The organism is Psychroserpens sp. NJDZ02 (genome assembly GCF_004843725.1).
Taxonomy (GTDB): Bacteria; Bacteroidota; Bacteroidia; order Flavobacteriales; family Flavobacteriaceae; genus Olleya.
The window spans coordinates 2,408,740-2,429,612 of the sequence record NZ_CP039451.1 but is presented as its reverse complement, the minus strand read 5'-3'; the positions used below and the strand labels follow the sequence as shown (position 1 = coordinate 2,429,612).

Annotated in this window: 18 protein-coding genes; 12 read left to right on the top strand and 6 right to left on the bottom strand. The window is 30.5% G+C overall.

Going from position 1 to position 20,873, the window contains the following annotated elements:
• Position 1: 1 nt before the first annotated feature.
• On the top strand, positions 2–919 hold the full coding sequence (locus E9099_RS10520; RefSeq protein WP_136583581.1) for a YitT family protein: 918 nt from the start codon (positions 2–4) through the stop codon (positions 917–919).
• Positions 920–921: 2 nt separating this feature from the next.
• Here the strand turns inward: E9099_RS10520 and E9099_RS10515 are convergent, their stop codons facing one another.
• From E9099_RS10515 to E9099_RS10505, 3 genes are read right to left on the bottom strand one after another with little or no spacing between them, the layout of a single operon-like run.
• Positions 922–1,146, bottom strand: coding sequence for a VF530 family DNA-binding protein (locus tag E9099_RS10515; protein ID WP_136583580.1), 225 nt, complete (start codon positions 1,144–1,146; stop codon positions 922–924).
• Positions 1,146–1,361, bottom strand: a complete 216-nt coding sequence (locus E9099_RS10510; RefSeq protein WP_136583579.1) for a DUF6500 family protein — start codon at positions 1,359–1,361, stop codon at positions 1,146–1,148. The genes E9099_RS10515 and E9099_RS10510 overlap by 1 nt, the downstream gene beginning before the upstream one ends.
• Before the next feature lie 7 nt (positions 1,362–1,368).
• Positions 1,369–2,667, bottom strand: coding sequence for a DEAD/DEAH box helicase (locus tag E9099_RS10505; RefSeq protein WP_136583578.1), 1,299 nt, complete (start codon positions 2,665–2,667; stop codon positions 1,369–1,371).
• A gap of 173 nt (positions 2,668–2,840) precedes the next feature.
• On the opposite strand from E9099_RS10505, the gene tssD (E9099_RS10500) reads away from it, so the two are divergent.
• From tssD (E9099_RS10500) to E9099_RS10450, 11 genes are all read left to right on the top strand, one after another.
• The gene (gene tssD / locus E9099_RS10500) at positions 2,841–3,530 is read left to right on the top strand and encodes a type VI secretion system tube protein TssD (protein ID WP_136583577.1); all 690 of its coding nucleotides are present in this window, start codon (positions 2,841–2,843) and stop codon (positions 3,528–3,530) included.
• Positions 3,531–3,536: 6 nt separating this feature from the next.
• Complete coding sequence (locus E9099_RS10495; RefSeq protein ID WP_136583576.1) at positions 3,537–4,826, top strand: hypothetical protein; 1,290 nt, start codon at positions 3,537–3,539, stop codon at positions 4,824–4,826.
• Positions 4,807–5,652: a hypothetical protein gene (locus E9099_RS10490; protein ID WP_136583575.1), complete on the top strand. Its 846-nt coding sequence runs from the start codon at positions 4,807–4,809 to the stop codon at positions 5,650–5,652. The genes E9099_RS10495 and E9099_RS10490 overlap by 20 nt, the downstream gene beginning before the upstream one ends.
• A gap of 646 nt (positions 5,653–6,298) precedes the next feature.
• Entirely contained in the window at positions 6,299–6,529 is a 231-nt protein-coding gene (locus tag E9099_RS19755; protein WP_410523968.1) for a hypothetical protein, read from the top strand.
• Positions 6,530–7,211: 682 nt separating this feature from the next.
• A complete protein-coding gene (locus E9099_RS10480; RefSeq protein ID WP_136583573.1) occupies positions 7,212–7,739 on the top strand; it encodes a hypothetical protein in 528 nt (175 codons plus the stop codon).
• 66 nt (positions 7,740–7,805) lie between these two features.
• Complete coding sequence (gene tssD, locus E9099_RS10475) at positions 7,806–8,492, top strand: type VI secretion system tube protein TssD (protein ID WP_136583572.1); 687 nt, start codon at positions 7,806–7,808, stop codon at positions 8,490–8,492.
• 1 nt (position 8,493) lies between these two features.
• Positions 8,494–10,359: a hypothetical protein gene (locus tag E9099_RS10470; RefSeq protein WP_136583571.1), complete on the top strand. Its 1,866-nt coding sequence runs from the start codon at positions 8,494–8,496 to the stop codon at positions 10,357–10,359.
• A gap of 3 nt (positions 10,360–10,362) precedes the next feature.
• The gene (locus E9099_RS10465; RefSeq protein WP_136583570.1) at positions 10,363–10,662 is read left to right on the top strand and encodes a hypothetical protein; all 300 of its coding nucleotides are present in this window, start codon (positions 10,363–10,365) and stop codon (positions 10,660–10,662) included.
• 1,130 nt (positions 10,663–11,792) lie between these two features.
• The gene (locus tag E9099_RS10460; RefSeq protein ID WP_240788883.1) at positions 11,793–13,769 is read left to right on the top strand and encodes a tetratricopeptide repeat protein; all 1,977 of its coding nucleotides are present in this window, start codon (positions 11,793–11,795) and stop codon (positions 13,767–13,769) included.
• An 11-nt stretch (positions 13,770–13,780) separates the two neighbouring features.
• Positions 13,781–14,419: a response regulator gene (locus E9099_RS10455; RefSeq protein WP_136583569.1), complete on the top strand. Its 639-nt coding sequence runs from the start codon at positions 13,781–13,783 to the stop codon at positions 14,417–14,419.
• 638 nt (positions 14,420–15,057) lie between these two features.
• Complete coding sequence (locus E9099_RS10450; protein ID WP_136583568.1) at positions 15,058–15,453, top strand: hypothetical protein; 396 nt, start codon at positions 15,058–15,060, stop codon at positions 15,451–15,453.
• A gap of 211 nt (positions 15,454–15,664) precedes the next feature.
• Here the strand turns inward: E9099_RS10450 and E9099_RS10445 are convergent, their stop codons facing one another.
• The 3 genes from E9099_RS10445 to E9099_RS10440 all read right to left on the bottom strand — a co-directional run bounded on the left by E9099_RS10445 (position 15,665) and on the right by E9099_RS10440 (position 20,801).
• Positions 15,665–18,019 (bottom strand): hypothetical protein, encoded by a 2,355-nt coding sequence (locus tag E9099_RS10445; RefSeq protein ID WP_205960996.1) that lies wholly within the window; start codon positions 18,017–18,019, stop codon positions 15,665–15,667.
• A 43-nt stretch (positions 18,020–18,062) separates the two neighbouring features.
• Positions 18,063–18,209 carry a hypothetical protein gene (locus E9099_RS19205; RefSeq protein ID WP_168800738.1) on the bottom strand — a complete coding sequence of 49 codons (147 nt, stop codon included), beginning with the start codon at positions 18,207–18,209 and terminating at the stop codon, positions 18,063–18,065.
• 78 nt (positions 18,210–18,287) lie between these two features.
• The gene (locus tag E9099_RS10440; protein ID WP_136583566.1) at positions 18,288–20,801 is read right to left on the bottom strand and encodes a leucine-rich repeat domain-containing protein; all 2,514 of its coding nucleotides are present in this window, start codon (positions 20,799–20,801) and stop codon (positions 18,288–18,290) included.
• Positions 20,802–20,873: the final 72 nt, after the last annotated feature.

Genomic DNA, 20,873 nt, shown 5'->3' with positions numbered 1-20,873 from the left:
CATGGATTCAAAAAGAAGTAAAGTCATAAAATCCCTATCAGAATACGCACAAATTGCAATTGGAATTGTCTTAGCAAGTATTGGTTTAAAAGCCTTTTTACTTCCAAATGGATTCTTAGACGGCGGTGTTACTGGTATTGCCTTATTAATAAACAGATTAGTACATATAAATATTTCGTTACTCCTAGTCCTAATAAGTATTCCTTTTTTAATCATTGGCTATTTTACAGTATCAAAACGGATTATCCTAAAATCTGTTATCAGTATTTTGGGTCTAGCATTATTTATTCACTTTGAAAACTTTGGAGTTATAACAGAAGACAAGTTTCTTATCTCCATATTTGGTGGATTATTCTTAGGCTCTGGTATTGGAATCGCTATCAGAAATGGATGCGTTTTAGATGGATCAGAAATATTAGGCGTCTTTATAAATGACCGTTTTGGGATAAGTATTGGTAAAGTGATCCTACTATTTAATATTATTCTATTTACTATCACCGCTTTTGTGATTTCTAAAGAAATAGCCATGTATTCTATCCTTACTTATATTGTAACTGCTAAAGTCACAGATATGGTTATTGAAGGATTTGAAGATTTTATAGGCGTATCTATTGTGTCTAAAGATTTTGACAAAATAAAAGTCGAAATCATTAAAGAGCTTGGTGCAGGCATGACTATTTACAAAGGAAAAAGAGGTTTTATAAACCAAGGAGAAACTGAGGATATAGATATTATACACACCATTATAAATCGTATCGACATAAAAAAAATGTATCGTATTATATCCAATATAGACGAAGATGCTTTTATTGTCGAGTTTGACGTAAACAACGTTAAGGGAGGTGTATTAAGACGGTACTTAGATAGAAAAAAAGGCGTGAATTCTGCTAAATTCTTATCAGAAACACCTATGCAATAAGCTTACTTATTTTTCTTCAAATACTGTAAATACATATGCTCTACCTTCGTTCTAGCCCAAGGTGTACGGCGTAAGAATTTTAAACTAGATTTAATTGAAGGGGTATCGGTAAAACATTTAATTTTTATAACATGCCCCATGTATTCCCAACCATAATGCGATTCTAAATCCGTTATGATTTGTTCTAGTTTTATACCGTGTAAAGGATTATTTTTTTGTGTTTCCACTAGATATTTTCTATTAAACTTTTAATTTTTAACGCTTTCTCAAAATGATCCAATTTATGAGTTTGTATCCACCAAGTAGCAGCTTCCATTAGCAATTCTGGATCATCATTTTTATTTTTAAAAAAAGCATAAAAAGAGACTCCAACGGAGTCTCCTTTTTGAGCAATTTTTTTATTGCAAATATCTATGATTTTATCTTTTAAAGTAAGTGTCATAAAACAATTAGCGTCTACTATCGTTATTTCTACTTTTAGACTTAGTTCTATTACGACCACCAGAATTTGATGACGAATTCCCCTTAGATTTGGTCTTTTCGCCTTTAGGCTTATCATTTCTAGGTTGTTGTCTTCTATTCTGTCCTGGTTTAATTGGCGCTGTAGAAGCGTTTGGATCTGGTTCAAAACCTTCCATTATTTCTACAGGCAATTTCATACCAATTAATTTTTGAATGTCACGTAAAAAAGTAGTCTCGTCTGCACTTACTAAACTTATCGCTTCACCATTAGCTCCTGCACGACCGGTACGACCAATACGGTGTACATAATCTTCAGAAATATTTGGAATTTCAAAATTAATAACGTGAGGTAATAAAGGGATGTCCAAACCACGTGCAGCAATATCTGTTGCGACTAACACACTAATACTTCCACTTTTAAAACCTGCTAAAGCTTTTGTACGTGCCCCTTGACTTTTATTTCCATGGATTGCAGCAGCTTTAATGCCTGCTTTAATCATTTTTTCCACTAATTTATTCGCACCATGCTTAGTACGGTTAAAAACCAATACTTGCTTCCAATTACCATCCGTAATTAACTTGATAATTAAATCTGTTTTTTTAGCTTTGGCTACTCTAAATACTTTTTGGGTAATAGCTTCAACTGTGGTGTTTTCTGGTGTTGCTTCAACTTGCACCGGATGATTTAAAATCCCGTTTGCTAATTTTCTAATCTCTTTAGAAAAAGTTGCAGAGAACATTAAATTTTGACGCTTGTCTGGCATTAGTTTCATTACACGTTCTATATCACGTAAAAACCCCATATCTAACATACGGTCTGCTTCATCTAAAACAAAAATCTCGACACGTTTTAAAGACAATAAACCTTGACTTTCTAAATCTATCAAACGTCCTGGCGTAGCCACTAATACATCAATACCCTGACGGATAGTAGCTGCTTGTGGTTTTTGATTAACACCTCCAAAAATTACAGCACTACGCAAGTTTAAAAACTCGCTATACTCTTTTACGTTAGCATACACTTGTGCAGCCAACTCTCGTGTTGGTGTTAAAATTAACGCACGTATAGGTCTGTACTTTTCCTTCGGGTTTTCCGATAAGATATGTAACAGCGGTAATGTAAAACCTGCTGTTTTACCTGTTCCTGTTTGTGCCGAAGCCAATACGTCATGCCCTTCCAATACTGGAGGGATGGCTTTTTGTTGAATTGGACTTGGTGTAGTGTATCCTTTTTTACTAATTGCTTTTAGTAAGGCTTCAGATAGGCCTAAAGATTGAAATGACATAAATACCGTTTATCGAGATAAACACTATTTAGTTAGGTTACCTCTTTTAATATGATGCAAAGGTACTGTTAAATAATGGTTTTAGTATTTTTATTGACTTTTGTTTATGTTTTCTTCCATTGAACTTGTAGGTAAAACCTCTTTTATTGTACATTTATTCAAAAATGTAATTTATGAGCTTTTTGGCTAAGTTATTTATTGAAGATGAAGTTAGGAATATCCTAAATGTCAACCAAGTATATTCGAGGATCGCAGATGTTAACGGACGACCTATAACTAAGGCTATTGGCCATAAATTAGAGTTTGCAATAGAGTCTACAATAGATGATAGTTTTTTTTACGAAAGTATGTTTTCGCAAACCAGTCAATGTGAAGGAGAAATTGTGTTTTATAAACGTGATGGTATAAGCACCTTGTTTAAAATGGAATTTGCTAATGCTCAAATATTAAATTTAACTGAATCTTTTAATGCCATAGATAGTCTACCATTACATATAAATATCTCTATTGGTTGGGGAATCATGAAAATGAAAGGTGTAATCCACCAAGAACCTTGGAATCCAAACAATCCATTTATAGAGATTGAAGAGACGACTCGAGAAGAGGAGGAAAAAGAAGTCACTCGTTATTATATATCTGACACCAACGGTGAAGAACTTGAAACATATAATTTGGGAGACACTATAATACTTAACATAGAAACTTTAAATAGAATTGGCGATACTATAACAATTTCTCTAGAAGACAAGTCTCACGATTTTAAATACAATGGTCAAATATTACCTAACGACACTATAACCGATTATACTATTACTAACGATCTTGAACAAATTGAATTAGAGGTAATAGCTCAACAAAACTAAAAATAGATGGGAATAAACACTTTTAAAATAGCGTTTGAAGATGGTACTACAAAATCGATAAGTATTGAAATTGTGGACGACCATGTATGTAAATATTGTGCTGATGAAATAACATTAGACCAAATTAAAAAGACTATCGAAGAAACAGTAGGCTCAAACCAAATTACTAATATTAATAAAGTTTTACCTTTTATTAATAAATATAGAAAAGATTTTGGCTTAGACACATGCCTTAAAAAAGCCCATTTTCTAGCACAAGTTACGCATGAAAGTGATAAATTTAATTCTCTTCAAGAATACGAAAGATGGAATTACAGGAGAAAAAATAAAGCTACTGGAAAACTCGTTAGTTTACCAGGAGTTTTTAACAACACTGCTATTGAATTTGATGAAACTATGGGTAAATCTCTTAAAGAGCATTTAACCAAAATATTTGCTATTAAAGACGATAAAGACAAGGTGCTAACAAAGACTAATGATGAAATAAAAAAATTACTTTTAGATAATAAAGTTAAAGTAGTTGATAAAAAACTTTACACTAATTATCAGCAAGGGGAAGAACTTTTAAAAGAAGTTAAAGAGAAAAAGAAAAAAGAGGATGGCACTGAAACAGAAGTAATTAAATTTAAAATATACCTTAAAAACCACTCTCATTTTCCTATTCCGCTTTTATCGAGAATGTATGCACCCTATACTGGAGATATAAGACGTTTAGGTAATGGAGATGAACTATCAAGAGATGGTTGGAAATATAAAGGAAGAGGTTTAAAACAATTAACAGGAGTTGCTAATTATGAAGACTTTACTAAATATAGAAATAGTGTAACATTTCCGGATGATACATCTGGAAAAATTGATTTTGCAAAAAATGAGGACACAGGAAATCCTCAAGATGTAAAAAAAGGGAACTATGTTAAAGTGGCTGAACCAATTTATGCTGTACAATCCGCTTTGTGGTTTTGGAATGGAGGCACACAATACAGTAGTAAATACGCTGTAGAACATGCAGAAAATGACGATATAAATTCTGTTTCAAAAGCTGTAAATTCAAGAGACACTGATAATTTAACAACACGAGAAGGCTATTACAATAATGCAAGAAAAAAAGATGCTATTGATATTGTAAGGCATCATACCGATATTTATGATAATGGAACTGACAAGCAAAAGAAGACATCAAAAGCTTATTTTGAGAAATGGAAAGACAAAGATGATGAGGCTAAAAATAAACTAGAAGAAATTAATGAAGCTGACAAAGCAGAAACAGACAAAAAAGATGATACAAAAACAAACTAAAATTAGCAAGTTTATATTTTTCTTGTTTTTAGCTTCAGTTCTAATAAGCTTAACTTCTTGTTCTACTCAAAAAAAACATGAAACAAATAAAATAGATATCAAATTTATTAAAGACACTGTTCTTGATAAAAAAGGCTTTAATAGAGGTTATGCTGTATTAGAAGAAATAAAAGTGATTTCTTCCAATAAAAAAGTAGCAGAAAAACTAACTAATGAATTACATAGAATTTCTATGAATGATTCTTTAACTTCATATTTACCAGAAGACCGTTTATCTCAAAAAAAAATATTTTATAGAGAATGCCTAGATGTTAACGATTCTTATTATTGTAAATACATTCCTGAATCATATAAAATTCTTTTAAAGACTACCTCTTTTTTATCAATAGAATATAAATACAATAGTTTTTATAACCCTGACGAATACTTTAAATACGCCGTTTTTAATTTAGTAAACGGAGAACGTTTAACATATCAAAAGATGTTCAATAATGCAGAAACTATTTTAGGATTCTACAATGATAACTATGTTTCGGAAATAGAAGGGTATCTAACTGAATTGAATAAAGATGATCAGGAAGAACTTGATGAGTATAATAGATACAAGTCACATATAGAAACTAGAACACCTTTTAAATTACAGGATTTAAACAATTTTGAAATAGTTTATGATTCTACCATTACAAAAGCAAAGCAATTAAAGTTTCATTACAATGGACAAGGTGGTGTTTATAGACGTTTTTTTCAACCAGGCTTTGTAGAATTTAATATTGAAGCATTAAAACCTTATCTAACAAAAGAATTTAAAGACCAATTAGGAATGTAATAACGAGGCTATTTACTACTTTACAGTTACAAAAGGATTTCACACACTTTTATTAGTTATAGACAACTACTCAAAACAAGCTAAATATACAGCTTATGATCAGCACGGACCTACCACTTCCAAAGGACTGTTAAGTGACCTAAATCAAGATATAAAAAATAAAAAAAAACTAGCTAGACTTTTGGTAATACCTGTTTAATATAGATATGCAAGTCATTTTGCAAACAATAAGCATAAATCATGGGATTCAACAAAAACAATTTTATGGAAAATACAACGAAAATAATTTTCATCATTAGCATTCTATTTTGTAGTTTTTTAGGTTATAAAAAGCAACAAACTTAAAAAAAAACAACAGACTTTAAACCCTCTATTTTAATAGGAATAGACACAAATCAGAAAGCCTTTATTAGACTACCTAGTTACTCTCCAAATTATAAAGATTCTATAAGATTTTTTTAATATAATTGATATCAACGGAAAAAAGAATAATGTAGCAAATATTATTGATTTCCCTTCATTTGAATCTCTCAACAAAACAGAAGAATATAAAAAAGAAGTACTAAATCAGCACTACTTAGAAAACCCAGTTGAAAACTATTATCTGGATAAAAATTACATTTACATTTATTCCGATGAATTTTCAATGTCTCCAAAATTATTTATTGCTGGTGACAAAAATGACCACAAGCTTTTAGGTGGACCTTATTTAAGAATTGGAAAGGAAATATTTTGGCATGGACAAAAACTAGAAAACGTGGATTATAAAAGTTTTAAAACTATTTTAGTAGGAAAGAACAAGTCTGAATGGGATGTAACTATGGGAAAAGACAATGAGATTTTTTTTAAGGGAAATAGAATCATAAAGAACAATTAAAAAAGTCATATTTTATTAACGATTCCCTTTTAAATTAAAGACCCAAACCGAATTTAGTAATAAACTAAAACTTACTCTTGATACTAAAATAGATTTAGAAATAGAAATTACTAAAAAAAAAGCACTGCTTTTTATTCGAGGTTTTTAGCAAATGATGACGAAGATGACACTTTCAATAGTGGTGATTATGAGAATGTGTTTTGCGGGTATTTTAAGGTGGAGCATGAAGTAACCAACGAGTGGGAACTTAGTAAAGAAAATATTGATAAAATTAAGGTGTATGCTAAAAAAATCACCAAGATGTATTAGCCCATTTTAATAAAAGGCGTGAAAACAGAAAATATTCAGTTTACTTTGAGCGTTGTAATATCGGAGGCCAATTAAGCCCTAAAGGAGTTCACATAGCTCAGAATGAAAGCCAAGTTCATAGAATTCCACCTATGAAAGATCCAAAAAAATCTTTTGCTCAAAAATTTTAAGAAAAGATTGGAAAGGGGAATGTTTATGCACTAGTAGGAAAAGGAGTAAGCGCAGGTTCCGTCTTTAAAACAGACGTAAATGGGAATGTTGTATTTTCTGATGGAGAAATGTTACCAGCCAATATTGCGGCTAATAATAAAAATACTGTAAAATTAAAAGCAATGGATTACATGAAAAAATTTCCATTATAACGTTTAAAACAATGAGCAAAATTAAAATATTAATTTATTTCTTTTTTTTAGCTACATTTTCTTGCAATACAAGTAAGAACATAAAACATGTAGATTGTCAAAAAAAATTTAAAATACTTGATAGTATATCTTATATATCTTTTCCTGATGATAATTGGGGAACAACTGGAAATTCGGTATTCAAAAAAATATTAGAAAAAGGAGAATCAATAAAACCTTGTTTAATTGAAAAAATTTTAGATACCACTAAATCTAACTTAAGAATTGCAGATTCTTATAATTATAAGAATGGAGATATAGCAGTGCTAATGTTGCCCTATGTATCTAAAACCAAAATTCCTTTGAGAAATCTATTATTTGAAGAATTTGAAAATGAATTAAAAGGAAAAAATAGAGATAATGATTTTTTCTCATCAATCTATTATTTTCTTTTATTTTCAAATAATGAACAAACTAATTACAACAATAGATTAAGACTTTATAAGAAACTAAACAGTTCTAATTTGAGGAAGCCGACACTGTTTACTTTCTCACCTTGAATAATTTAATATAAAGATTAAATTATAAACACTCTTTTTTTGTACATTTATTCAAAAGTATAATTTATGAGTTTTTTGGCTAAGTTATTTATTGAAGATGAAGTTAGGAATATCCTAAATGTCAACCAAGTATATTCTAGGATCGCAGATGTTAACGGACGACCTATAACTAAGGCTGTTGGCCATAAATTAGAGTTTGCAATAGAGTCTACAATAGATGATAGTTTTTTTTACGAAAGTATGTTTTCGCAAACCAGTCAATGTGAAGGAGAAATTGTATTTTATAAACGTGATGGTATAAGCACCTTGTTTAAAATGGAATTTGCTAATGCTCAAATATTAAATTTAACTGAATCTTTTAATGCCATAGATAGTCTACCATTACATATAAATATCTCTATTGGTTGGGGAATCATGAAAATGAAAGGTGTAATCCACCAAGAACCTTGGAATCCAAACAATCCATTTATAGAGATTGAAGAAACCACAAGACAAGAAGAAGAAAAAGAAGTCACGCGTTACTTTGTAACAGACACTGAAGGTAATGAGCTTGACGAATATAAAACAGGTGAAAAAATCATCTTAAATATAGAAACCAAAAATCGTATTGGAGATCGTATTACGATTCATTTAAATGATAAAACTCACGATTTTAAATACGGTGGTCAAATTCTTGAAAATGACAAATTAAGTAATTACACTATCAATAGTGATTTAGAACAAATAGAATTAGACGTAATTAATCAACAATAAAATGGCTGTAAATACTTTTAAATTAGAATTTGAAGACGGGGTTACTAAAACCTTAGAAGTTGTCGTTGTTAGTCCTACAGATATCATCATGTTTGTCGCTGGAACGCAAGACCCTGTAAATATAGCCGCATTAAAACATCAAGCAAATCATAACTATTGGAAAGATAGCAAGGATAATCTTTGGGGTAATGTTAAAAAACTAAAACCTCAATTTCACGACTTAAATATTGAAGCCGATTTTTTTAGTTGGAGTGGAGATAATAGCGAAGATGAAAGAAATAAAGCAGCCGATAGATTATTAGATTTATTTACTAGAGAGTATCCTAAATTTAAAAATAAAGAAACGCATTTGCATTTAATAGGCCATTCTCATGGCGGTAACGTTATCAATCAATTTACAGAGTTAATTACTACAGATAGTCGCTTTCCTAAATTATGGGAAATAAAAAGTATTACTTATCTATCGACACCTTTTTTTAGAGAAAAACATCAATTAAATCACTCTAAATTACATAAAGACTGTCAAATCATAAATGTCCATAATGACTATGACATTACACAACGATTTGTTGCCGATTTTTCTTTAGATAATTTAGAAAATCTAATCGCAGGTTTTAATAGTTTTGAATTTGATAAGGCAAAACAAAGAATTGGACTAATATTATCTTCTGGTGTATTTGCACCAATAACCTCAGCAACTTCAATTATTAGCGATTCTACTCAAGGTGTTTTAATTTGGGAAAGAGTATCGTTACTATTAGATAATGTTAATCAGATTTTAGATTTGATTATTAATATGGTTAATAACCCTAAGCTAAAAAAACTAAGCTCCGAGAAAGCAGAAATAAACCAACTTTTAACTGAATTAAAAGCCTGGATACCAATTGCGCAAACTAATTTAAACACTAGAGTTACTGAATACCAGCAAACAATAGAGAATATTAATAGTAGTAGCGAAGAAGAGGGGCTTTGGGGAAAATTTAAGGATAATTTAGGCAAAGCAGCAGACAGCATTTCTAATAGTTTTAGTGACACATTCGAAACTGTAGATTTAATGTCTGATTTACATATGGAAGCACCTTTGAGAGTCATTAATAAAATTCTATTTATTGACAAAGGGCTTGAAGACGCTTATCTTTTAGGGCTATTAGAACGAATATTTTCTGAGCAATCAGGTGTTACAGATACTATTGATAACACAACATGGGATCCAACTGAGCAAGTGCAAGGTAAATTTAAAGTCACCGATGTCCCTATTACTAATGAAGACGCTTATCACTCTAGAGGATTAAAATCAAAGTTTGAACAATTTGTATCTGGTGCCGAAAAAAGTATAGCAGATGGAAATTTAAAAGAATTCCTGATTAGATTAGTTAGCCAACTTATATCTAGTGCATCTATAAATGATATGAGTACCATTTTGTGGTGGGCAGACCTTATATTTAAAGATGACGCCGATGACGAATTTAAGAAATTCAGAAAGGATTACCTTCCAAAATATAGTCAACTAATAGAAAAATATGAAGCACATTTAATAGCGCCTCAAGATAAGCCTATAGAGGAAAAAACCAAGACAGACACAGAAACACCTGACGCATTTACTGAAGCTGCAAAGCTTGAATTTACTACAGAATTAAATGCAATCAATAGCATAACTAAACAAAACTGGGAAGCAACAATTTTGGAAGCAAAAGAAAAAAAGAGAGAGGATGAAGAAAAGAATCCTCCTGCACCACCAGTAATTGGAAGTTTGGCACACTTTGCTACAGTATCTCACGGTTTAAGTCACACGAAGTTATGGGATGAAGTGGAACAAGAGCTAAAAAACAGTTTTAGTTCAGGAAAAAACCCTGGCTATAAAGAATAGATTATGAAAAAAGCACTGCAGTACTTACTATTCATACTTTTATCAACAATCCTATCTGTCTTTTTGTTCTATTTATATGTTGAAGACAATACCTTTGAGGTTTTTGGATTGTTTTACATTGCTCCTCCTGCAGGGATTTTAACAGGAATTATATTTTTATTGGTTAACCATTTTCTACTAAAAAACCATCAAAGCAAAAAGACCTTTTATCTAATTAGAATATTGCTATTCATTTTAATTTATACAATCGTTTGTTCTGTAATGTTATTTGGAGGAGATATCATCTATAGCCTTACTAGTTAAAAATAAGTATTTATAAATATTGCTAACAATAATGGTGTTCATTTCTTTTCTTCCACCTATTTAAATCACGAAAAAGAAACTATATTTAAAACAGGTGGATCACATGCAACAGCAATCCTTTTCAAATTTAATGCTAAATAAATAGTGTTTATATACGATCATGGACTTTAGTTAATATTTTATTTTCTATTGTAAATCAATACATTTTAACCTCTCCTAATAATACGACAAATAGTTATGGGCCAATTTGGGGATATGGCTCGAGTATACATATTTTTGTTGGTGGTTCTATTTTAGATATACAAGATGCATTGCTTTTTTTAATAAAATATTCTTTTCTTCTCTAGAATAATACTTATTATTTGCATCGTGTTACTAATTTCATTTATTCAAAAACAGTATTTTTAGGTAACAGAAATAATTTTCTATCACCACCAATAATTTTAAGTTTGGCTCATTGGACTACAAAACCTAACAACTTAACTATTAAGCAATTATAGTGAGAAGTAGAAAAAGTTTTGTAACGCACAAAAACCCTGGTTATAAAGGTTAATTATGAAGAAAAATAGTATTTGGATAATATCTTGGACTTTAGTTAATATTCTGTTCTCTATGTTTAATCAGTATCTTTTAACTCTACCAAAAAAACCAATTATAGGTTTACCTAAAGTTTTTTATCCTATACTTGGATGGGACACTTCAATAATCCTCATTTTATATGCTGGACCAATTTTAGGTCTCTTTGGTGCTATTCTTTTTTTATTAATAGATTCTTTTACATTTAGAAAAAAAATAAAAGATAAATATTTTCTTTTCTTCTCCAGAATAACACTTGTTATTTGCATCGTATTACTAATTTCATTTATTCAAAAACAGTATTTTTAGAATATTAATAGGTGTAAAAAACTACTTTTATACACGACATTGACTATTAACAATCAAATATCATTAAATTCAGTGATAATAAAACGGGTAATCTAATATACATTTGTAATTACGACCAAACAGACATTTAGTTCAACTTATAGCAATGCGCCATACACAAATTATTAGATAAATAATAGAAAGTAATAATTACATCGTATGACCTACCGCAAAGGACAAGTAAAATCTCTATTTTTGTATTGAATATGAATAAAATCAAATACTTATTATGTATTGTTCTTTGCTTACACTTAACCCAAATAAGTAACGCGCAAGAACTAAACACGACTTCTATTGATGCCTATATCTCTGTATATCAAACAGAGATAAACACAAACCCAAAAAAAGCTCAAAAAGCAGTGCAAAAATGGTTGGAGTTAAGCATAAAACAAAATGATGTCATTAAAGAAGCGCAGGCACATTATGCTTTAGCTAATATTGGTAACACTACCGGAAATTACAAGCAGACGGTAAAAGAAGCTCCAAAAGCAATCACCATATTAAAAGCGCAGCATATAGAATTGGGACTACCTGCGTGTTACAATGTTTTAGCTTTGGGTTATAAAAATTTAGGACAATATCCAGAAGCTATGGATGCCTTTTTATTATGCCTTAATTATGCCGAAAAAACGGATGACAAACAACAACAGGCAAATGCGTATCAGAACATATCAACTTTATATATTCTGCAAAAAAACTATGAAAAGGCAGCAAATAATTTAGATAGAGCTGCACAAATATATAGAGCATTAGGTGACGATAACGGTGTCCTCGTTACGCTTTTCAATTTTGCTAACATTTTAAAAGAACAAGGACGCTACCAAGAGGCTTATAAACATTATAAAACCGTCTTAGACTACCGTATAAAAGAAGGCAACAAAGCCTCCATAGCCTATGTAAAAATTAACCTTTCACAATTACTAGTCGAAGAAGGTAATTATGAAGAAGCTATTCCGCAACTTAATGAAACCTTAGGTTTATTAGAAGAACTAAAATTTACATCAGACATGGCTATTGTCCTAAACGACTTAGGAATTTGCCATTCTAAATTGGGGCACACTGCACAAGCAATTGATTACTTTGAAAGATCCTTGAAAATAGGAAAATCAAAGTCTTTAGCAAAATATAACTCTAAATTTTACAAGAACCTTTCCAACCTGTATAAAGACATTAAAAATTACAAACAGGCTTTATATTATTACGAAAAAACAGTTTCGGTTACAGAAGATATAAACTCGGTTGATAAAGAAAATTATGTTGCCAATCTACAAGAGCAATATGAAACAGAACTAAAGGAAACCAGAATTAAACTATTAGAAAAAGAACAAAAACTTAGTGAAGCCGAATTAGAAAAAACAGCTTTAAATTTAGAGAAGACCGCTCTAGATTTGGATAGACAACGCTTGGTACGTAATATTTTTATTGCTGCCTTTATAATTTTATTAGGCGTATTGATATTGTTGCGCTACTTATATCTGCAACGTATAAAAATACAACATCAACTAACGCTTCAAAAAGAAGAGAATGCAAAACAACAAATCAACCAATTAGTTAAAGACCATAAACTATCAGTCATAGAAAAATATCAAGACGGACAAGATGAAGAACGCTCCCGTTTGTCAAGAGAAATCCATGATGGCATTGGTAGTGATTTGGCGAGTATTAAAATTGGTTTCGAACATTACTTAGAAGCACAAAAACCAGACCCACAAGCAAAACGGTTACTACAAGCCATTGAACAATCGTGTAAAGACGTCCGATTGCTATCGCATCAATTACACCCTCTACCCTTTTCTAAAATAGGATTTAGCAGTTTTTTAAAAGAAGCTTTAGAACAAATAAAGAATACCAACGCCCTTTCCATAACTACTTTTTTATACCCTGAAGAATCTATAGACGAACTTCCAGAGGTACTCTTAGCAGACACGTATCGTATAATACAAGAGCTACTAAATAATACTATTAAGCATGCCAATGCTACAGAAGTAGAAGTACAACTAAACAAACATACGGCGTATTTAAACCTAGTAGTAAGTGATAATGGCTCTGGCTTTAAAACAAACAATAAACCAGGAATAGGAATACGAAACATTAAAGAACGCGTACAAAAAAGACATGGAGATGTTACTATAGACAGTTCTCCTCAACATGGGACATCAACAACAATTAATTTCCCGTTATAACAACATTAAAAATGAAGCAAATAAATCTTATCATAGCAGACGACCATTTAATGTTTCTAGAAGGTCTAAATACCATTTTAGCAGAGATGGAAGAAATTAACACCATACATATCGCCACCGAAGGAAAGCAAGTCCTGCGCCTCCTAGATCAGTTTCCTATAGATCTTGTCATTAGCGATATTAACATGCCAAAAATGGATGGTTTAGAGCTGTTAACCGAACTTAAAAAGAAGAGCAATCCTCCAAAAGTGATTATTCTAAGTATGCTAGATAATCATCGTACCATTTATAAGGTTATTCAAAAAAAAGCAGATGGATTTGTTCCTAAATTTACAAGTAAAGCCGAATTACAAAAAGCAGTAAAAACCGTAATTGACGGCGAACAATATTTTTCTGAAACCATAAAACACAAATATATGGAGAGTGTTTTTGAAAGAAAGAAATATAAAGACATTGAGCTTTCTAAAAGAGAGAAAGAAGTTTTAGTACTACTCTCCCAAGAGCTTACATCTAAAGAGATCTCTGCAAAACTTTTCATATCCGTTAATACTGTAGAAACCCATCGTAAAAACATCCTACTTAAAACAGGATCTAAAACTACAACTGGAGCAGTAAAATACGGTATAGAAAGTGGTTTGTTTGACAACTAAAATCAGCAATAAAAAAGTTTCTTTTTTACAGTTAGACTATTATTCTCCCATTATACCTTTAAGAACTATTCTTTATGGTCTAAGTTTACAAAAAAGACTGAGTAATAACGTTTCTGTTGTCTAAAATTTTAGGAATACTATAGTTAGATAGAAATTAAGAACCAAAAGAACTTGCCTACATTTCTAATACATGCTATGGTGTATAACATTACACATCTTTAAAAAAAAAGGTTTTATAATTTGAAACCTATAAGCTGTTTATTATATACAAATAACACTATAATATTTACAGTGAACACTACCAATGTTGCAATTACCTAATTGAAACACCTTGTTTTGAAGTTATTTCACAATAGCTTAAAAAAAATATCAAAATTATCCGAAGCGTCTTTTTTTGAAAGCATATATTCAAATTTAACGATGCTTCCCAAGATATGCCCTATTACAACACACATTGGAATTGCTACGCCTATTTGTTTAAATCCCGTTTCTATAGGACTGAGATCTTAGAGTCATTCAAATTTATCATCACTGAATTCAGTGAGTCTTTTATATCCCAAAATCAGGTCTTAAATAAACAAGTCTTATACTCTAATTTTGTCATAAGATTTTAAACAAATAATAAATACAACATAATTATGGGACTACAAGAAAAGAAAGCAATACGCATGGTTGAAGAGCAATACTTAGCGGATTATCAAAAAGAAATTAATGAAGCTGCAGGAAAAGAACTTCCAATAACTATTAACTGGGATACATTTGAATTAGACTATATCAAATTTGTACCAAGTGTTTGTTTACATCGTTTAACAGATGGACTTACAAGTATTTGTGCAGATGACTTAGGAAAAGAAGCCGTTCAAGAAGGTATAAACACAATAGTAGTTAACTGTATTCCAAATGAAGGAGCTGAAGAAAAAAAATCTTTAAAAATCGAAGATGGTGTATTTACACTAACAGCATGTTGGGGAGGTCATCACTCTGGTTGTTTCCCTGATATTGCATTAAAAACATTTATCGAAAACAACTTATAGAACTTAAAAGGCCTGAAATTAATTTCAGGCCTTTTTTTTATTTAATTAAGATATTTCATTTATTAAAAAGTTCATATTCAATAGTTACAGAATCTAATTCATTACACTCTTCTACATTATTTAAACTAATAAGAAATCTATTGAAGTTATCATCTTTAAAACTTTTTATAATAATTGAATATTGATAACCTGTCTCTTTTTACTTTTTTCTCTACATCCTAAAAGGTACTTCGCTATCTATATCATCAAAATCTCTTTGAGACACTAATTTATTTTCTAATGGCTCATAGATTTCAGACTTCATATTGCTACCATTAAATTTAGACGTCCAATACACCAATTTTTGTAGGTTAAGGTTTCTAAAGTCTTCGGATACTTTTTCTAAAAAATCACAACCACTAATACTTAATACTTCAAGTTGTGTTAATGAAGCTAATTCTACAGGTAAAACAACTTGTTTAAAATTGTTTATTCCTAATACGCGTAGGTTTTTAAGATTGGCAATCCAAATAGGAATTTTTTCTTCTTTATGATGTGCACTGATAAAAAGTGTTTCTAAATCCAACTCAGAAATCGTTTCAGGATATGCGCTTCCGTTTTCATCTAAACCTTCTAACCAAAGGTGTTTTAAAGAGTTCCAACGCGATATCACTTCTATACTTTCATCTGTAATATGATCACAATGTATCAGTTTTACCGCTTCAATAGTTTCAACTTTAAGGTTGTCTATGGTTTTAACAGCTACACTCTGCATTATTAATTTTTTAAGTTGAGGCAATGTTACCGCAGGAAAAACATCAAAACCTCTGGCTTCAAATACATCTAAAAATTCAAGGTTTGGTGTATGAATTAATAAACGTTCTAAAGCTTCGGTAGTTCCGATATAACTATCAATTTTTAATACTTTTAAATTGGGATGATTAAAGGCTGTTAATGCATTATTATGTTCTGGGTTATTTTTTTTAAACGTAATGGTAAGCTCTTTTAAATTCACAAAGTTTTTAAACAAACTCTCTAACTGACTCACATCACTCGTAAAATCAAACGATTCAATTTTTTCTGGATGTCTAAAAGTTTCAAAATCTAATACATTATTTACATCATTATTTCTATGTCCAAGATTAAATTTAGCAGCGCTAATTATTGCATAAAATTGCTGTAAATTAAGAATGGGTGTGGCTTTAATTTCCAGATTATACAAATCAAACTCTGCTGTTCCTGCATTTATGCCTTTAATTTCAGAAATAGTCAAATTGGTAATATGCTTAGGTAAATGGTCGGTGTCTACAACTAAAGCACTCGCATTTTTAATCGTCAAGTTTTCTAACTGCTTTATTTTTGAAAACACATTAGGAAAAATTCTAACAGCTAATTTTATATCTCTAGTACCTGACTCTTGAAATCTGTATAATTCTACATTTTTAAGTTTTGTACATTGCTCAATTCCTTCAAAAAGCCAATCTAATTTATGTTCTAGTTTATAATGAAGCGTTGTTAAATTTTTAAATGCAGCTAATGCTATTTTATGCGGAATTTCTGGTGCTTCACAATCTACAGTTATCGTCTTTAAATTAGGAAAAAACGACGCATTATCTAACACAAAATTAAGTAGTTTTGGCGAATTTATTTCTATAGATTCTTGCAGACTAACTTCCGTCATTGGTGATATATTAGTTTCGCTATATGTAATTTTTGTTTCTAATTTAGGTCTAGGCGTTTCTTCAAAACATCTAGACGCATCTCCAAAAAACAAAGTAGACGATATGGAATCTATCTTAGGCGCATTAAGTTGAAAAAGTTCTAGTTTTGGTAAATCTTCAAAACCATTTGGTAAGCTAGCTATGCTTTTAGATAAAACCTGAAACTCTTTTAGTTGCTTTAAATGACTAACATCTTTAGGCAATGCTGTTAATTCACCTAAGCAAAAAAATTCTATTTGTTTTAAGGTTGCTGGAAACACAACTTTAGACAAATCTTGAACACCGACAAAACGCAGTTTCAATACTTCTAATTTAGTAAGGTTTGTAAGCCAATTAAAATCAGTTAGATTCATATTGTCATTAGTGCTAAGGCTTAAATAATCGCCTTCAATACGTAATTTTTTTAAGGCTATTAATTGAGACATTGTACTTGGAAACCTTTTTAGACAAGGCGCAACAAGCTTTAATTTATTTAAATTTAATAAATTACCAAAATCCTCTGGTAGTTGTTCATAATCACCTTCTAGATCTATTTCTTCTAAAGACGTTAATTTTGATATTTCTTTAAGGATACTATCATATTTATTGCCTTGTCCTTTTAGATGAATTTTTAAGCTCTTAATACCGTTAAATCGGCTTAATATATGAGGATGTTCTAACAAGCGATCTAAAAAATCTGTTGAAGAATGAAAAAACCATAGTTCTAATTTCCTTTTAGCAGTTCGTGGCCAACTCGTTATTAAGTTATGTAATTTAAAAAGGTCTAAGTCTTCAGATAGCAATCCATATTCTAAAAGAGAAATCATTCTAGCGACGCGCTTTCCTTTTTGTGTTATTTTTTTTCGGCTTTTAAAGGCTAATTGCAAAGCTTCTGGGGCTTGTTTTTTTATAATATTAGCACATTCTGTTCTATTTTTTTTTATCTGAGGTTGTTTTTGCTATTACAAAAATTTCATAATAGAAATCTTCTGGAAAGTTTTTAAAGGCCTTAATAACGTCATAGGTTTTGTCAATTTCAAAAAAATTAAAAACAGGGTTTTCTATTAGTTTTGTCATAGTAATCGTTAATTTTTAAAGTATATTTTTTTTTGGGAAACAGGTTTTTCAGATACAGTACGTTGTGCTTTAATTTCTTTAGCAGTACAGGTTATATTTTTCATCTCTGTTATCAAAATCCTCTTTTAAGATTTTATTTCCAGCTAATGCGTAAGATTTAGAGGATTTCATATTGTTTCCATTAAATTTTGAATACCTGTAAATTAAATCCTCTAAATTCAAATTCTTAAATTTATCAGAGACTTGCTCTGTAAAATCACACCTTCTAATGCTCATTATTTTTAATTGGGTTAATTCGGCTAATTCTTCCGGTAATGGGGAGTACTTAAAGCTTTCTATACCTAAAACTCGTAAGGATTTCATTCTTCCTATCCATTTTGGGATTTGTCTTTTAGTTAAAAATCCATCAATAAAAAAGGTGTCTAAATTTAAGTCTGCAATGGTCTCTGGGTAGATTTCAAGATCTTTACTAATGTGTTCTAACCAAAGAAATTTAAGCGTTTTCCAATGCGATGCCGTAACCATAGCATCGTAACCAAAATTGTCACAGAATAAAACTTTAATGAGCTCTATGTTAGGCACTGTTAAGTTCTCTATAGACTGTATATCATCGCTATAAAATAATTTCAGTGTTTTTAGTTTGTTTAAAGTAACCTTAGGTAAATCTGCAAGTCCTACACACTCGTAAATTTCTAAAAATTCTAGATTAGGCGTATGCTCCAATAATAACTTAATAACATTAGTGTTACCATTAAAATTTTTAATGGTTAAGTTTTTTAAATTATGGTGCGTATAAGCGGTTAAACCATTGTTTTGTTCGGCATTATCTTTATTAAAATCAATGGTTAGTGATTGTAAATTACAAAGTGTTTTTAATGCTTTGTCTAAGCCTTTTACATTACTATTAAATATAAAATCTTTAAAGCTTTCAGGGTCTTTAAAATTATCAAAATCTAAAGTCTCATTTTTAACACTGTTTACATCGTCTAACTTAATTTTTTTAGCACGTATTACTGAATAAAATTTTTGCAATGCGGTAATAGGTGTACCTACTACTTTTATATGATTTACCTCAAAATATTCAACACCTGGCTCAATGACTTTTATATCTGTAATGGTAAGACTGTCTGTATTTATAGGTAAATAATCTGTATTTAAAACAAGTGCTTTTGCACTGTGTACGCGTAAGGTTTGTAAATGCTTTACTCTAGAAAATGCTTGAGGGAAATTAACAACATCTGCGTTCGTTATTTCAGCATCAGCTCCACTATATATACCATAAATAAAAACGTCCTCTAGCTTTTCACATTCGTGAATATCCTCTAAAACCCATTCTAAATGATGCGCTAACTTATACTTAAGGTTTTTAAGTTTTTTAAATGCAGAAAACGTATGTGGACTTCTTCTTTGTGGTGCTTCACAAGTGATTTCTATCTCTTTTAAATTAGTAAAAGACAAGGCGTTATCCAATACAAAACTAAGAAGCTCTGGGTTGGTAAAAACGATTCTTTTTAGTTTAGTTACAGGTGTTACTCCATAAGGCATAAATTCTGTATACAAACCTAGTAAACGTTTAATATTTGGTCCAAAAATAAAAGATGCAGGAACTTTTTTTAATTTTGATAAATGAGTAACTTCTAAAACCTCTAACTTTTTAAATTCACTAACGGATGCAGGAAAGTGTTCTAACGATTCCATACCACTTAGCCTCAATTTTTTTAGTTTTGGTAAGTGACCAAGTGTTTCTGGTAAAGCGGTTATATTTTCTAGCCTAAAAAACTCTAATTTTTTTAAACTTGCCGGAAGCTCTACAGCAGAGAGGTCTTGTACCGTAAAAGAACCTATTCTTAAATGCTTTAAACTGGTAAGTTCTGTAAGCCAAGTAAAGTTAACTATGTTAGGGTTAGGCTCGTCATTACCAAAAGGAAAACCTCCTCTAAACTCCAACTTTTTAAGTGATTTTAGCTTGGTTATTCCTACGGGAACCCATACCAAATTAGGTGCTGCTAGTATAAACTCTTTTAAGTTAACTAATCGTTCTAGTTCTTCTGGCATGTATTTATAATCAATTTCAAGTTCTAGTTTCTCTAATGAGGTAAGTTGCGTTATGTTGTTTACAACGCTACTAAAACCTTCTTTCTGTCTAAAGGTGCTAATTGTTAATTCTTTAATACCATTAAACTGACTTAAAAGACGTGGTGTGTCTATAAAAAGTTGAACCACTTCTTTTTTTGAATATTTAATGGAAAGTGATAAACGCTTACAAACAAGTGTGTATAGTTTACAAAGGTCTAAGTCTTCTGAGAGTACGCCATACTCTAATATAGCAATCAGCTTATTGTTAAAAGAAGAAGAATCCTCTACTAACGTTATTTTTTTTCGACTCTTAAAGGCGAGTTGTAAAGCTTCTGGTGCCTGTTTTTTTATGATATTGGCACATTCGGTTCTAATTTGCTTGTTTTTAGTAGATTTAGCAAGTACAAAAATCTCATAATAAAAATCTTCTGGGTAATTTTTACAAGCTTTAATCGTTTTATAAGATGCTTCATCATTATTAAAATTGAAACCAAGTTCGTGTTTAGCAAATATCATAAGGTTGTTTATTTTTGATGTTACAAACCTATTTTAAAACACGGTGTTATTTGTCACTGTATTCTGTGATTT

What these genes read in the sequence shown, in the direction of transcription:
- tssD (WP_136583577.1), top strand. Translation starts at nt 2,841, where the DNA reads ATGAGCTTTTTGGCTAAGTTATTTATTGAAGATGAAGTTAGGAATATC.
- E9099_RS10495 (WP_136583576.1), top strand. Translation starts at nt 3,537, where the DNA reads ATGGGAATAAACACTTTTAAAATAGCGTTTGAAGATGGTACTACAAAA.
- E9099_RS10465 (WP_136583570.1), top strand. Translation starts at nt 10,363, where the DNA reads ATGAAAAAAGCACTGCAGTACTTACTATTCATACTTTTATCAACAATC.
- E9099_RS10510 (WP_136583579.1), bottom strand. Translation starts at nt 1,361, where the DNA reads ATGACACTTACTTTAAAAGATAAAATCATAGATATTTGCAATAAAAAA.
- E9099_RS10520 (WP_136583581.1), top strand. Translation starts at nt 2, where the DNA reads ATGGATTCAAAAAGAAGTAAAGTCATAAAATCCCTATCAGAATACGCA.
- E9099_RS10505 (WP_136583578.1), bottom strand. Translation starts at nt 2,667, where the DNA reads ATGTCATTTCAATCTTTAGGCCTATCTGAAGCCTTACTAAAAGCAATT.
- tssD (WP_136583572.1), top strand. Translation starts at nt 7,806, where the DNA reads ATGAGTTTTTTGGCTAAGTTATTTATTGAAGATGAAGTTAGGAATATC.
- E9099_RS10490 (WP_136583575.1), top strand. Translation starts at nt 4,807, where the DNA reads ATGATACAAAAACAAACTAAAATTAGCAAGTTTATATTTTTCTTGTTT.
- E9099_RS10440 (WP_136583566.1), bottom strand. Translation starts at nt 20,801, where the DNA reads ATGATATTTGCTAAACACGAACTTGGTTTCAATTTTAATAATGATGAA.
- E9099_RS10455 (WP_136583569.1), top strand. Translation starts at nt 13,781, where the DNA reads ATGAAGCAAATAAATCTTATCATAGCAGACGACCATTTAATGTTTCTA.
- E9099_RS19205 (WP_168800738.1), bottom strand. Translation starts at nt 18,209, where the DNA reads ATGACAAAACTAATAGAAAACCCTGTTTTTAATTTTTTTGAAATTGAC.
- E9099_RS10450 (WP_136583568.1), top strand. Translation starts at nt 15,058, where the DNA reads ATGGGACTACAAGAAAAGAAAGCAATACGCATGGTTGAAGAGCAATAC.
- E9099_RS10460 (WP_240788883.1), top strand. Translation starts at nt 11,793, where the DNA reads ATGAATAAAATCAAATACTTATTATGTATTGTTCTTTGCTTACACTTA.
- E9099_RS19755 (WP_410523968.1), top strand. Translation starts at nt 6,299, where the DNA reads ATGTCTCCAAAATTATTTATTGCTGGTGACAAAAATGACCACAAGCTT.
- E9099_RS10480 (WP_136583573.1), top strand. Translation starts at nt 7,212, where the DNA reads ATGAGCAAAATTAAAATATTAATTTATTTCTTTTTTTTAGCTACATTT.
- E9099_RS10470 (WP_136583571.1), top strand. Translation starts at nt 8,494, where the DNA reads ATGGCTGTAAATACTTTTAAATTAGAATTTGAAGACGGGGTTACTAAA.